The following is a 14,107-nucleotide window of genomic DNA, read 5'->3' as shown; positions in this document are numbered from 1 at the left end:
GACCGAGGGAGCCCCACCATCGTGACCGAGTCAGTCGCCGCACCGTCCGCCGAGCCCGACGACGTGCCCCAGGCACCCGAGCCCCGCACCGCGACGACCACCACGACGGGCACCGAGCTCTTCGACGGCGTCCGCGGCGTCGTCGCCATCCGGGTCGACGGCGTCCTCAAGGACCTCGCCGCGGACGTGCAGGCGGGCGAGACCGCCGAGCCGGTGACGCTCGACGAGCAGGACGGCCTCGACATCCTCCGGCACAGCGCCGCCCACGTGCTGGCGCAGGCCGTGCAGCAGATCAACCCCGACGCCAAGCTCGGCATCGGGCCGCCCGTCACCGACGGCTTCTACTACGACTTCGACGTCGCCGAGCCCTTCACGCCGGAGGACCTCAAGGCGATCGAGAAGGGCATGGACCGGATCGTCAAGCAGGCCCAGCGCTTCCGCCGCCGGGTCGTCAGCGACGACGAAGCCCGCCAGCTGATGGCGGGGGAGCCCTACAAGCAGGAGCTCATCGGGCTCAAGGGCGCCGCGTCCGAGGGCGACTCGGGCGAGAGCGTCGAGGTCGGTGCCGGCGAACTCACCGTCTACGAGAACGTCGACCCGAAGTCCGGCGACGTCGTCTGGCAGGACCTCTGCCGTGGCCCGCACGTGCCGCACACCCGCTGGATCGGCAACGCCGCGAAGCTCATGCGTGTGGCGGCTGCGTACTGGCGCGGCTCCGAGAAGAACCCGCAGCTGCAGCGCGTCTACGGCACCGCCTGGCCCGACAAGGACCAGCTCAAGGCCTACCTCGTCCGCCTCGAGGAAGCCGCGAAGCGTGACCATCGCAAGCTCGGTGCCGAACTCGACCTGTTCTCGTTCCCGGACGAGATCGGCTCGGGCCTGGCGATCTTCCACCCCAAGGGCGGCATCATACGCCGTGAGATGGAGGACTACTCGCGCCGTCGGCACGAGCAGGAGGGCTACTCGTTCGTCTACACGCCGCACATCACCAAGGGCGACCTGTTCGAGCAGTCCGGACACCTGGGCTGGTACAAGGACGGTATGTTCCCGCCCATGCACATGGACGAGGCCCGCGACGAGGACGGCAACGTCACCCGGCAGGGTGCGGACTACTACCTCAAGCCGATGAACTGCCCGATGCACATCCTGGCGTACCGGTCGCAGGCTCGCTCCTACCGCGACCTGCCCCTGCGGATGTTCGAGTTCGGCACGGTCTACCGCAACGAGAAGTCCGGCGTCATCCACGGCCTCACCCGGGTCCGCGGCCTGACCCAGGACGACGCCCACATCTTCACCACGAAGGAGAAGATGAAGGAGGAGCTCACCACGACCCTGCAGTTCGTGCTGTCGCTGCTCCGTGACTACGGCCTCGACGACTTCTACCTCGAGCTCTCCACGAAGGACCCGGAGAAGTACGTCGGCGACGACGACGTCTGGGAAGAGGCGACGAACACCCTGCGCGAGGTCGCCGAGGAGACCGGCCTGGAACTCGTGCCGGACCCCGCCGGAGCGGCGTTCTACGGCCCGAAGATCTCGGTGCAGGCCCGGGACGCCATCGGCCGCACCTGGCAGATGTCCACCGTGCAGCTGGACTTCAACCTGCCGAAGCGCTTCGGCATCGAGTACGCCGCCGCCGACGGCACCCGCCAGCGCCCGGTGATGATCCACCGCGCCCTGTTCGGCTCGATCGAGCGGTTCTTCGGTGTCCTCACCGAGCACTACGCCGGTGCGTTCCCCGCGTGGCTGTCGCCGGTGCAGGTCGTCGCCATCCCGGTGGCCGAGGAGTACGGCGACTACCTCGACGAGGTCGTCGCGAAGCTCCGCGCCCAGGGCGTCCGCGCCGAGGTCGACCACTCGGACGACCGCATGCAGAAGAAGATCCGCACGCACACCAAGGCCAAGGTGCCGTTCCAGCTCATCGCGGGCGGGGACGACCGTGACGCCGGGGCCGTGAGCTTCCGCTTCCGCGACGGCCGCCAGGACAACGGTGTGCCCGTGGACGAAGCGGTCGAGCGCATCACGACCGCGATCCGCGACCGCGTACAGGTCTGATGACCGGCCCGCTCGACGACGAGGGCAACCCGCTGGAGATCCGGGACGCCGCCACCCAGGCGGCGGTCCCGGACTCCTTCCAGCGCCTGTGGAACCCGCACCGGATGGCGTACATCGACGCCGGCCGTGCGGGGGAGGGCCGCGGCCACCGTGACGACTGCCCGTTCTGCGAGGCACCGCGGAAGTCCGACGAGGACGCCCTCATCGTCGCGCGGGGCGAGCACGCCTACGTGCTGCTCAACCTGTACCCGTACAACAACGGCCACCTGCTGGTCTGCCCCTACCGGCACGTCCCGCTCTACGACGAGGCGACGCCCGAGGAGCTGCAGGAGATCGGCGAACTCACCCAGACGGCGATGCGGGTCCTGCGCGAGGTCTCGCACTGCGACGGCTTCAACATCGGCATGAACCAGGGCGAGGTCGCCGGAGCGGGCGTCGCCGCCCACCTGCACCAGCACATCGTGCCGCGGTGGCAGTCGGACGCGAACTTCTTCCCGATCATCGCCCGGACGAAGTCGCTCTCGCAGATGCTCGGCGACACTCGTCGACTCGTCGCCGAGGGGTGGCCGTCGGACTAGACTGAGGGGATCATGAGCGACAGCACCCCCAGCACCGTCAACGCCACTTCGACCACCGGGTCCTCGCGCGTCAAGCGCGGTCTCGCGGAGATGCTCAAGGGCGGCGTCATCATGGACGTGATCGACGCCGACCAGGCACGCATCGCCGAGGAAGCCGGCGCCACCGCCGTCATGGCCCTCGAGCGCGTCCCCGCCGACATCCGCGCCCAGGGTGGTGTCGCCCGCATGTCCGACCCGTCGATGATCGAGGAGATCATCGCCGCCGTGTCGATCCCCGTCATGGCGAAGGCCCGCATCGGTCACTTCGTCGAGGCACAGGTCCTGCAGGAGCTCGGCGTCGACTACATCGACGAGTCCGAGGTCCTGTCGCCGGCCGACTACGTGAACCACATCGACAAGTGGAAGTTCACGACCCCCTTCGTCTGCGGTGCCACCAACCTGGGCGAAGCACTCCGTCGCATCACCGAGGGCGCGGCGATGATCCGCTCCAAGGGCGAAGCCGGCACCGGTGACGTGTCCGAGGCCACCCGCCACATCCGCACCATCTCGAAGGAGATCGCGGCGCTGCGGAACCTCAAGGAAGACGAGCTCTACGTCGCCGCCAAGGAACTGCAGGCGCCGTACGACGTGGTGAAGGAAGTCGCCCAGACCGGCAAGCTGCCCGTCGTGCTCTTCACCGCCGGTGGCGTCGCCACCCCGGCCGACGCCGCGATGATGATGCAGCTCGGCGCGGACGGCGTGTTCGTCGGCTCCGGCATCTTCAAGTCGGGCGACCCGGCCAAGCGTGCCGCCGCCATCGTGAAGGCCGTCACCTTCCACGACGACCCGAAGGTCATCGCCGAGGTGTCCCGCGGTCTGGGTGAGGCGATGGTCGGCATCAACGTCGCCGACGTCCCCGCACCGCACCGCCTCGCCGAGCGTGGCTGGTAAGCCGTCGCCCCGGATCGGCGTCCTCGCCCTGCAGGGCGACTTCCGCGAGCACATCGCGTCGCTCACCGAACTCGGCGCTGACGTCGTGCCGCTCCGCCGGCCGGAGGAGATCGACAGCCTCGACGGTGTCGTGATCCCCGGCGGCGAGTCGAGCGTGATGGACAAGCTGTCCCGGGCGTTCGGGGTCGCCGGACCGCTGGGCGACGCCATCCGCGGGGGACTCCCGACCTACGGCACCTGCGCGGGCATGATCATGCTCAGCTCGCGGATCACCGACGGAATCGCCGGGCAGCACACGCTCGACGTCCTCGACACCACGGTGCGGCGGAACGCGTTCGGCAACCAGAACGACTCGTTCGAGATCGACATCCCGATGCCCGACCTCGGCGAGGCCCCGGTGCACGCGGTGTTCATCCGGGCGCCGGTGGTCGAGCAGCACGGCGCCGGCGTCGACGTCATCGGTGCCCTGCCCGACGGTCAGGTCGTGGCCGTGCAGCAGGGCAACGTGCTCGCGAGTGCGTTCCACCCCGAGGTCGCGGGCGAGGACCGGTTCCACCGCCGCTTCCTCGACATCGTCCGTCGGGCCTGATCCCTCGTCCACCTGAGGCATCCCCGGCCGCCTGGGCCACCTGGCCAGCCGGGCCTGCGCGGCGGACGCACACCGCGCCTCCCGGGCCGGTAAACTGTCGGAGACTTTCCGCACGACGCAAGGAGAACCGTGTCCGGGCATTCCAAGTGGGCGACGACGAAGCACAAGAAGGCCGTCATCGACGGTCGCCGTGCGAAGTCGTTCGCCAAGCTCATCAAGAACATCGAAGTCGCCGCGAAGATGGGCGGGGCCGACATGTCGGGCAACCCGACCCTCGTCGACGCGGTCCAGAAGGCCAAGAAGACCTCGGTGCCGAACGACAACATCGACCGCGCCATCAAGCGCGGTGCCGGCCTGACCGGCGAGTCGATCGAGTACACGACCATCATGTACGAGGGGTACGGCCCGAACGGCGTCGCGCTCCTGGTCGAGTGCCTCACCGACAACAAGAACCGTGCCGCGGCCGAGGTCCGGACGGCGATGAACCGCAACGGCGGCACCATGGCCGACCCGGGCAGTGTCGCGTACAACTTCAACCGCAAGGGCGTCATCTCGGTCACCAAGACCGACGCCCTGACCGAGGACGACGTCATGACGGCCGTGCTCGACGCGGGTGTCGAGGACGTCATCGACCAGGGCGGTGGCTTCGAGGTCATCACCGAGGCGAGCGACCTGGTCGAGGCCCGCACCGCCCTGCAGGCGGCCGGCATCGACTACGACGCCGCGGACGCCGAGTTCGTGCCGAACCTCAAGGTCGAGGTCGACGCGGACACCGCCCGCAAGGTGTTCAAGCTCATCGACGCGCTCGAGGACAGCGACGACGTGCAGAACGTCTACGCCAACTTCGACGTGCCGGCGGACGTGCAGGCCGAGCTCGACGAAGACGAGGACTGATCACGGCCAGGGCCGGCGCGCTGCGGGTGCTCGGGGTCGACCCCGGGCTCACCCGCTGCGGCGTCGGCGTGGTCGAGGTCACGCCGGACCGCCGCGCCCGCCTGGTGCACGTCACGGTCGTCCGTACCCCGGCCGACATGGCGCTGGAGCTCCGGCTGCTCGCGATCGCCGAGGGCATCGCCGAGCAGATCGACGCGCACCGGCCCGACGCCGTGGCCGTCGAGCGGGTGTTCGCGCAGGCGAACGTCCGCACCGTGATGGGCACGGCGCAGGCGTCCGGCCTCGCCCTGCACGCCGCCGCCGCGCGCGGGCTGCCGGTCGGGCTGCACACCCCGTCCGAGGTCAAGGCCGCGATCACCGGCTACGGCAACGCCGACAAGCGGCAGGTCCAGGCGATGGTCGCCCGGGTCCTCGGCCTCGCCGAGGCACCGAAGCCCGCCGACGCCGCGGACGCGCTCGCCCTGGCGGTCTGCCATGCCTGGAGGCTCGGCTCACCCGACGCCGTCAGTTCCGGCCCCGGGACCCTCACCCCGGCACAGCGTGCCTGGCGGGACGCGCAGGCCGGGGCAGCCGGCCGCAGTGCCGCGTCACCCCTCGTGCGGAGCGGCGGCGCGAGGACGTCCCCGGCCCGCCCTAGGCTCGGGGCATGATCGCGAGTCTCCGGGGCACCTGCATCGACGTCGCCGGATCGACCGCCGTGGTGGAGGTCAGCGGAGTCGGGTACGCCGTCACGGTGACGCCCGCCCACGCCCTGACGATGCGCCACGGATCAGAGGTCTTCGTCCGCACGGCCCTGATCGTCCGCGACGACGCGTTCGAGCTCTTCGGCTTCGAGTCGACCGACGCCCTGCGCGTCTTCGACCTGCTCCGGAGCGTCTCCGGCGTCGGCCCGAAGTCCGCACTCGGCGTCCTCGGGCAGATGACCGCGGCCCAGGTCGCGAACGCCGTCGCGCACGACGACGACGGGGCGTTCCGCAAGGTCTCGGGCATCGGCCCGAAGACCGCCAAGCTCATCATCGTCGCCCTCTCCGGCAAGCTCGCCGCGTTCGAGGCACCCACGACCACCGGTGCCGCCGCCGCGGTCGCCCACCCCGCGACCGAGGACGTCGTCATCGCCCTGGTCGGCCTCGGCTGGCGCGAGGACGCAGCGCGCAGCGCGGTCGACGACGCCGTCGCGAACGAGCCCGGCGTCGAGCAGATGGGGACGCAGGCACTGCTCCGCGCCGCGCTCGGGACCCTCCGCCCCACGGGTGCCGGCCGATGAGCGGCGGGATCACCGCCGCCGACGCGCAGTCACCGGAAGAGCTGGCGTTCGAGGGCGCGCTCCGGCCGAAGTCGCTCGACGAGTTCGTCGGCCAGCGCAAGGTCCGCGGGCAGCTCGACCTGCTGCTCAAGGCCGCCGCCATGCAGGACCGGACGCCGGACCACATCCTGATGGCCGGGCCTCCCGGACTCGGCAAGACCACGCTGGCGATGATCGTCGCGCACGAGTCGTCGCGCCCCCTGCGGATGTCGAGCGGGCCGGCGATCCAGCACGCGGGTGACCTCGCCGCGGTGCTGTCGTCGCTGATGCCCGGTGACGTCCTGTTCATCGACGAGATCCACCGCATGGCCCGTTCGGCGGAGGAGATGCTCTACCTGGCGATGGAGGACTTCCGCATCGACGTCATGGTGGGCAAGGGCGCCGGGGCGACGAGCATCCCACTCGACCTCGCGCCGTTCACCCTCGTCGGCGCGACCACCCGAGCCGGGCTCCTGCCGAACCCGCTCCGCGACCGCTTCGGCTTCACCGCGCACCTCGAGTTCTACGAGCGCGACGAACTCGAACAGGTCCTGATCCGCGCCGCGCACCTGCTCGAACTCGACTTCGACCGGTACGCCCTGCGGGAGATCGCCGGGCGCTCCCGCGGCACCCCGCGCATCGCGAACCGACTGCTCCGACGGGTGCGGGACTTCGCACTCGTGCGCGGCACGCGGGACGGCATGGCCGCGGTCCAGGGCGCGCTCGAGCTGTACGACGTCGACGAGTACGGCCTCGACCGGCTGGACCGTGCGGTGCTCGAGACCATGCTGACCCGCTTCGACGGCGGTCCGGTCGGCCTGAACACCCTCGCGGTGTCCGTCGGTGAAGAGTCCGAGACGATCGAGTCCGTGGTCGAGCCGTTCCTCGTGCGGATCGGTCTCGTGACTCGGACGCCCCGCGGGCGGATCGCGACGCCGCAGGCCTGGCGCCACTTCGGTCTGACGCCCGGACAGGCCGCCGCGCAGCCCGGACTCTTCGCCGCCGACGATGCGTGAAGTACTGCACATGTACGTGCTCTAGACTGCTCGCGCCCGAAACCGCTCGACCGACCGAAGGCTCCCATGGACCAGTACTTCCTCATCATCATCGTCGTGGCGTTCGCGGCCTTCATGTTCTACAGCAGCCGCAAGCGCAAGAAGCAGCAGACCGAGACCGCCAGTCAGATGGTCCCGGGCGCGCGCGTCATGCTCTCGTTCGGCCTGTACGGCACGCTCGTGTCGGTCGATGACGAGAAGGTCACCGCGGACGTCGAGATCGCGCCGGGCACCGTCATCACGGTGCACCGCCAGACGCTGTCCCGCGTCGTCCCGGAGGAGACCACGGAGGCCGTCGACACGACCGTCACGACCGAGACCGAAGCGGACTCCCACGTCACCGAACTCAACGGCGAGCCGATCTACGGTGAGCGTGTCGAGGACGTCGACAGCACGAAGCGCAAGACCGAAGACTGACCTCCGACGCCGCCGGCTGACCGGCGGTGCGACACCATGAGCCCCGTGCGTTGCGACGCGCGGGGCTCACGACAGAAAGACGAGACGACCGGTGGCACGATCGACACCCGTCAAGAAGGCGCTCCGCTCGCTCACCTGGTTGGTGATCCTGATCGCGGTCCTCGCGGGGCTGAACACCGCCGCATCGGTCCTCGCGGGCAGCACCAAGGACGCCTCCGACAAGTGGTACGCCGGCGCGAGCTGGGTCCCCGAGCTGGCACTCGACCTGCAGGGCGGCACCCAGATCACCCTGGCGGCGCAGAGCACCGAGGGCTCGGCAGTCACCTCGCAGCAGCTGCAGCAGGCGGTGAACATCATCCGCCAGCGCATCGACGCCACCGGTGTCTCGGAGTCCGAGATCAACACCCAGGGCGCGAACAACATCGTCGTGTCGATCCCGGGCAAGCCGGACCAGCAGACGATCCAGCGCATCGAGGCCGCGGCGAAGCTGACCTTCCGCCCGGTGCTCTTCACCGAGGCCGCGTCCGACAGCGCCGTGGGCGACTCCGGCAAGGGCTCGACCGCTTCGCCGACGCCGTACTCGCCGCCTGCCTCACTGCAGGCGACCCCGAGCTCGAAGCCGACGAACGGCAGCGACCTCGCCTGGGTGACGCCGAAGCTGCAGGACCTGTACACGAACTACAAGTGCTCGGCTCCGGACGACGTCACGTCGGCCCCGGACGACGAGCCCCTGGTCACGTGTGACAACGACGGTGCCGCCAAGTACATCCTCGGTCCGGTCGAGGTGTCGGGTGCCGACATCAGCAACGCCACCTCCGGCCTCGCGTCGAACTCGCAGGGCACGACCACCGGCGAGTGGGCGGTCAACCTGTCCTTCAACGGTGCGGGCACGAAGGACTTCGGTTCGGTCACGAACCGCCTGGTCAAGCTGACGCAGCCGCAGAACCAGTTCGCGATCGTCCTGGACGGCACCGTCATCACGGCGCCGACGACGAACTCCGCGATCACCAACGGCAAGGCGCAGATCACCGGCAACTTCACCGCCGACTCGTCGAAGACCCTGGCCGACCAGCTGAAGTACGGTGCCCTGCCGATCAACTTCCAGGTGCAGTCGAACGAGGTCATCTCCTCGACGCTCGGCACCGCGCAGCTCGTCGGCGGTCTCGTCGCGGGGCTGATCGGGCTGATCCTGGTCGTCATCTACTCGGTCATCCAGTACCGGTCCCTGGCGTTCGTCACGGTCCTGTCGCTCGGTGTCGCCGCCGCGCTGACGTACCTGGTGATCGCGATCATGTCCTGGCGTGTCGACTACCGACTCTCGCTCGCGGGGGTCGCGGGTCTGATCGTGGCGATCGGCATCACGGCGGACTCGTTCATCGTGTACTTCGAGCGCATCCGTGACGAACTCCGTGACGGCCGTGCGCTCGAGAGCGCCGTCGAGTCCGGCTGGAAGCGTGCCCTCCGCACCATCCTGGCGTCCGACTCGGTCAACTTCCTCGCCGCCGTGACGCTCTACGTGCTCGCGGTCAGCGACGTGAAGGGCTTCGCGTTCACGCTGCTCCTCACCACCCTGATCGACGTCGTCGTGGTCGCGCTCTTCACCCACCCGATGATGCAGCTCATCGCCCGCACGCGCTTCTTCGGCGAGGGGCACCGTTTCAGCGGCCTCGATCCGGCAGCCCTCGGCGCGGTGTACCGCGGACGTGCCCAGTTCCGGGCGCCGATCGTGGACGGCAAGCGGCAGCGCAGTGCGCGTGAAGCCGCTCGTCGCCAGACCATCGCCGAGCGCAAGGCCGCCGGCTCCGACAACGGCACGGGCAACGGCACCGGCAACGGGAAGGACAGCTGATGGCGAGCTTCAGCCAGTTCGGCAGCGACCTCTACACGGGCAAGCGGTCCTACGACATCGTCGGGCGCCGCAAGACCTGGTACATCATCGCGATCGTGTGCATCGTGCTGTCGCTGGCCATCCCGTGGCTCCGCGGCGGCTACCAGCTCGGCATCGAGTTCACCGGTGGGTCCGAGTTCACGATCTCCGACGCGAAGTCGACCGACCAGGGCATCGCGACCGAGACCGTCGAACGCGTCGTCCCGGACGTCATCCCGCGCGTCTCGCAGCTCGGCCAGCACGGCATCCGCGTGCAGACCGGTCAGCTGACCACGGCACAGACGGACGAGATCGCGTCCGAGCTCGCGACGGCGTACAAGGTGCCGTCCGAGAAGGTCGCTGCGACCTTCATCGGTGCGACGTGGGGAGCCGACGTCCTGGCGCAGGCGATCCGTGGTCTCGTGATCTTCCTGGCCCTCGCCGCCGTGTTCATGGCGCTGTACTTCCGCACCTGGAAGATGTCGCTCGCGGCCATGGTCGCCCTGATCCACGACCTGCTCATCACGGCGGGTGTCTACGGCATCGTCGGGCTCGAGGTCACTCCGGCCGCCGTCATCGGCTTCCTGACCATCCTCGGCTACTCGCTCTACGACACCGTGGTGGTGTTCGACAAGGTGCGTGAGAACACGAGCATCGAGTCGATCCGTACGTTCAAGCAGTCGGTGAACCTCGCGGTGAACCAGACGCTGGTCCGGTCGATCAACACCTCGATCGTGGCGCTCCTGCCCGTCGCGGCGATCCTCTTCATCGGGTCCTACGTGCTCGGCGCCGGGACGCTCCGCGACATCTCGCTCGCGCTCTTCATCGGCATCATCGTCGGGACGTACTCCACGATCTTCCTGGCGTCGCCGATGTACGCGCACCTCCGCGAGAAGGAGCCGAAGATCGTCGCGGCCGACGCGAAGAAGCAGCAGGCCGCTGCGAAGAAGCGTCCGGTCGAGGCCGGGGCGGACGTCTGATGGCCGCCGCCGAGGTCGACCTCACCGACGCCCTCGCCCGTCTCGACGCGGGTGCTCCGCTGATCGACGTGCGCGAGCAGTCCGAGTGGGACGACGTGCACGCCCCGCAGGCCACGCTGCTGCCGATGTCCGAGCTGCAGGCCCGCTGGGCCGAGGTGCCGGTCGACGACGAGCACCCCGCGGTGGTCGTGTGCCACAGCGGGTACCGGTCGGCCCAGGTCGTCGCCGCGCTCGAGCGCGCCGGTGTCCCGGCCGTCAGCCTGGCCGGTGGCATGGTCGCCTGGGAGCAGTCCGGCGCACCCGTCGTCCGTGCCGACTCGGACGCCGCCGCTGACGGCGAACGTGGTCACGAGCACTGACACGACGCGCGTAGTGTTGTCGGATCGAGTCCCGGGAGGCGCAGCATGACCGACACGCGTGAGTCCTCGCCGCCGGATGCCGGTGCCGCTCCGCAGCACGGTGGTGCGTCCCGGCCCGGGGACGGAAGCCGTCCCGGCTCGTCCCCCCGGCCCTCCAGTCCGCCGCTCGGCGCGAACACCACGGGCAACCTCGGGTCGCTCCGTTCGCTGCTGCCGCGGCTGTTCTCGCGGGCACAGCCCGCTGGGGCCGTCGACACCCTGATCCGCACGGTGCGGTCGCACCACCCCAAGGCGGACACCACGCTCATCGAGCGGGCGTACTCCGTCGCCGAGCGGGCGCACGACGGGCAGAAGCGGAAGTCGGGGGAGCCGTACATCACGCACCCCGTCGCGGTGGCGCAGATCCTCGCAGACCTGGGCATCGGGACCATCACGATCGCTGCGGCACTGCTGCACGACACGGTGGAGGACACCGACTACCAGCTCGACCAGTTGCGCGAGGACTTCGGCGACGAGATCGCCATGCTCGTCGACGGTGTCACGAAGCTCGACAAGGTCAAGTACGGCGACAGCGCCCAGGCCGAGACCGTCCGCAAGATGGTCATCGCGATGTCGAAGGACATCCGCGTGCTCGTCATCAAGCTCGCCGACCGCCTGCACAACGCCCGGACCTGGGGCTTCGTCGAGTCCGCCTCCGCCTCGCGCAAGGCGAAGGAGACGCTCGAGATCTACGCGCCGCTCGCGCACCGCCTCGGCATCCAGATGATCAAGCTCGAGCTCGAGGACCTGTCCTTCGCGGTGCTCCACCCGAAGCTCTACGTCGAGATCGACAGCCTGGTCAAGGAGCGGCAGCCCAAGCGCGAGCAGTTCGTGCAGAACGTCACCGGGACCCTGAAGAAGGACCTGAAGTCCGCCAAGATCCGCGGCGACGTGATGGGTCGCCCGAAGCAGTACTACTCGATCTACCAGAAGATGATCGTCCGCGGGCGCGAGTTCGACGAGATCTACGACCTGGTCGGCATCCGCGTCCTCGTCCCGACGGTCCGTGACTGCTACGCGATGCTCGGAGCCGTGCACGCCCGGTGGACACCGCTGCCCGGGCGCTTCAAGGACTACATCGCGACGCCGAAGTTCAACCTGTACCAGTCGCTGCACACCTCGGTGCTCGGACCGCAGGGCCGAGCGGTCGAGATCCAGATCCGCACGCACGAGATGCACCAGCGGGCCGAGTTCGGTGTCGCCGCGCACTGGAAGTACAAGCAGCGCATCACCGGTCGCGAAGCCGAGAGCACCACGCAGTCCGACCAGGACATGGCGTGGCTCGCACACATCACCGACTGGCAGGCGGAGACCAGCGACCCGGCCGAGTTCCTCGACTCGCTGCGCTACGAGATCGGCGCGAAGGAGACCTACGTCTTCACGCCGCAGGGCAAGGTCATCGGCCTGCCCGCCGGCGCGACCCCGGTCGACTTCGCGTACGCCGTGCACACCGAGATCGGGCACCGCACGATGGGTGCCAAGGTGAACGGCCGACTGGTGCCCCTCGAGAGCGCCCTGTCGAGCGGCGACGTCGTCGAGATCTTCACGTCGAAGAACCCTGACTCGGGGCCGAGCCAGGACTGGCTGACGTTCGTCCGCAGTCCGCGGGCCCGGAACAAGATCAAGCAGTGGTTCACGAAGGAACGTCGCGAAGAGGCGATCGAGCAGGGCCGTGACGCCATCGCCCGGGCGATGCGCAAGCAGAACCTGCCGCTCCAGCGCATCATGAGCCAGGACACCATCTCCGAGGTGGCGTCGGCGATGCGGTACGACGACGTCGCCGCCCTGTACGCGGCGGTCGGCGAGGGCCACGTGTCCAGCCAGTCCGTCATCGAGAAGGCCCTCGGCAGCATCCAGACGGAAACCGAGACCGACGAGCCCGAGCTGTCGTTCCCGCGCCACGTCACGAGCCGCCAGCTCCGCAACAGCGACAGCGGTGTGCTGGTCCGCGGTGCGCCGGACATCCTCGTCAAGCTCGCGAAGTGCTGCACCCCGGTGCCGGGCGACCAGATCGTGGGCTTCATCACCCGCGGCCAGGGTGTGTCGGTCCACCAGGCGTCGTGCACCAACGTGAAGTCGCTGATGAACGAGCCCGACCGGATGATCGAGGTCGAGTGGGCGCCGTCGTCGAAGTCGGTGTTCCTCGTCCAGATCCAGATCGAGGCCCTCGACCGTTCCGGGCTGCTCAGCGACGTCACGCGGGTCCTCACCGACCACCACGTGAACATCCTGTCCGCCACCGTGTCGACGTCGTCGGACCGACTGGCGCTGTCCCGCTTCGTGTTCGAGATGGGTGACACCACCCACCTCGATCGCGTGCTGAACGCCGTCCGTCGCATCGACGCCGTCTACGACGTGTACCGGGTCAGCGCGGGCTGAACCCGTCGGGCCAGTCCGGCCCGGCCAGGCAAGTCGCAGCCAGTCAGCCCGGTTCGACTCCGGCGTCGCGGAACCGTCGCTGTGCCTGCCGTCCCATCGGCGCCCGCTCGTTCTCTGCCAGGCCGCGGGCGAGGGCGGCGGGATCGACCCCGGCGGCCAGGACCAGGCCGCGCAGGGCCTCGGCGTCGCGCGCGCCGAACGGTCGGCGCAACCGCAGCAGGTCGAGGGCGGTCGCCGCGGGCGTCAGGACCCGCACGTCGGCGGAGGTGGTGACGTCGTCGGCCTCCAGGGCGATCTCCCGCACCGCGGTCCACGCTCCCTTCCGCCGGAAGCGTTCGTCCGCGGGGACACAGCCGTCGTGGGGGACCGGTGGTCGTGAGCACGCGCCCCAGATCCATGCTGCGCTGAGGCCGCCCGCGACGATCCGGGTGTCCCCGACGCTCCAGGCGAACGAGGCGGCGCGGAGGGCGGCGTCCTGCGGTTCGGCGATCGACGCCCAGCAGGCCCCGACCGCGACGAGGTCACCGGCGAGCACGGCGGCGTGCAGCTCTGCCGCCGGCCAGTCGTCCGTCGTGACGAGGCGGGAGGAGGGCACGAGCACATGATCCCGCACCCGCTGCCTCCGGCGTCGCCGCTGTGGAGAAGCCGTGCCGATCGGTCAGCCCAGCGACATCAGTCCAGCGTCC

Annotated in this window: 14 protein-coding genes; 13 read left to right on the top strand and 1 reads right to left on the bottom strand. The window is 69.6% G+C overall.

Annotation, left to right across the window (positions count from 1 at the left end; genetic code table 11):
- Positions 1–63: 63 nt before the first annotated feature.
- The 13 genes from thrS (at position 64) to QCD68_RS03375 (ending at position 13,421) form a co-directional block, all read left to right on the top strand.
- Positions 64–2,052: a threonine--tRNA ligase gene (thrS, locus tag QCD68_RS03435; protein WP_301222052.1), complete on the top strand. Its 1,989-nt coding sequence runs from the start codon at positions 64–66 to the stop codon at positions 2,050–2,052.
- The gene (locus QCD68_RS03430) at positions 2,052–2,630 is read left to right on the top strand and encodes an HIT family protein (RefSeq protein ID WP_301222022.1); all 579 of its coding nucleotides are present in this window, start codon (positions 2,052–2,054) and stop codon (positions 2,628–2,630) included. The genes thrS and QCD68_RS03430 overlap by 1 nt, the downstream gene beginning before the upstream one ends.
- A gap of 12 nt (positions 2,631–2,642) precedes the next feature.
- A complete protein-coding gene (gene pdxS, locus QCD68_RS03425) occupies positions 2,643–3,560 on the top strand; it encodes a pyridoxal 5'-phosphate synthase lyase subunit PdxS (protein ID WP_111073444.1) in 918 nt (305 codons plus the stop codon).
- Positions 3,550–4,149, top strand: coding sequence for a pyridoxal 5'-phosphate synthase glutaminase subunit PdxT (gene pdxT / locus QCD68_RS03420; protein WP_301222021.1), 600 nt, complete (start codon positions 3,550–3,552; stop codon positions 4,147–4,149). Before pdxS ends, pdxT begins: the two co-directional genes overlap by 11 nt.
- 129 nt (positions 4,150–4,278) lie before the next feature.
- The gene (locus QCD68_RS03415) at positions 4,279–5,043 is read left to right on the top strand and encodes a YebC/PmpR family DNA-binding transcriptional regulator (RefSeq protein WP_111073446.1); all 765 of its coding nucleotides are present in this window, start codon (positions 4,279–4,281) and stop codon (positions 5,041–5,043) included.
- Between the two features lie 26 nt (positions 5,044–5,069).
- A complete protein-coding gene (gene ruvC, locus QCD68_RS03410; protein ID WP_181439114.1) occupies positions 5,070–5,693 on the top strand; it encodes a crossover junction endodeoxyribonuclease RuvC in 624 nt (207 codons plus the stop codon).
- Positions 5,690–6,307, top strand: coding sequence for a Holliday junction branch migration protein RuvA (gene ruvA, locus QCD68_RS03405; protein ID WP_253463091.1), 618 nt, complete (start codon positions 5,690–5,692; stop codon positions 6,305–6,307). The genes ruvC and ruvA overlap by 4 nt, the downstream gene beginning before the upstream one ends.
- On the top strand, positions 6,304–7,341 hold the full coding sequence (ruvB, locus tag QCD68_RS03400) for a Holliday junction branch migration DNA helicase RuvB (protein ID WP_301222020.1): 1,038 nt from the start codon (positions 6,304–6,306) through the stop codon (positions 7,339–7,341). The genes ruvA and ruvB overlap by 4 nt, the downstream gene beginning before the upstream one ends.
- Positions 7,342–7,407: 66 nt before the next feature.
- Entirely contained in the window at positions 7,408–7,797 is a 390-nt protein-coding gene (locus QCD68_RS03395) for a preprotein translocase subunit YajC (RefSeq protein WP_301222019.1), read from the top strand.
- A 91-nt stretch (positions 7,798–7,888) separates the two neighbouring features.
- Positions 7,889–9,646 carry a protein translocase subunit SecD gene (gene secD, locus QCD68_RS03390; RefSeq protein ID WP_111073451.1) on the top strand — a complete coding sequence of 586 codons (1,758 nt, stop codon included), beginning with the start codon at positions 7,889–7,891 and terminating at the stop codon, positions 9,644–9,646.
- Complete coding sequence (secF, locus tag QCD68_RS03385; RefSeq protein ID WP_111073452.1) at positions 9,646–10,644, top strand: protein translocase subunit SecF; 999 nt, start codon at positions 9,646–9,648, stop codon at positions 10,642–10,644. Before secD ends, secF begins: the two co-directional genes overlap by 1 nt.
- Positions 10,644–11,003, top strand: a complete 360-nt coding sequence (locus tag QCD68_RS03380; RefSeq protein ID WP_301222018.1) for a rhodanese-like domain-containing protein — start codon at positions 10,644–10,646, stop codon at positions 11,001–11,003. The genes secF and QCD68_RS03380 overlap by 1 nt, the downstream gene beginning before the upstream one ends.
- A 45-nt stretch (positions 11,004–11,048) precedes the next feature.
- The gene (locus QCD68_RS03375) at positions 11,049–13,421 is read left to right on the top strand and encodes a RelA/SpoT family protein (protein WP_301222017.1); all 2,373 of its coding nucleotides are present in this window, start codon (positions 11,049–11,051) and stop codon (positions 13,419–13,421) included.
- Positions 13,422–13,464: 43 nt separating this feature from the next.
- Here the strand turns inward: QCD68_RS03375 and QCD68_RS03370 are convergent, their stop codons facing one another.
- Positions 13,465–14,016 (bottom strand): type IV toxin-antitoxin system AbiEi family antitoxin, encoded by a 552-nt coding sequence (locus QCD68_RS03370; RefSeq protein ID WP_301222016.1) that lies wholly within the window; start codon positions 14,014–14,016, stop codon positions 13,465–13,467.
- Positions 14,017–14,107: the final 91 nt, after the last annotated feature.

Origin of the sequence: Curtobacterium sp. PsM8, from assembly GCF_030433875.1 — a bacterium.
Lineage (GTDB): Bacteria > Actinomycetota > Actinomycetes > Actinomycetales > Microbacteriaceae > Curtobacterium.
This window is presented reverse-complemented; position numbering and strand designations above follow the sequence as displayed.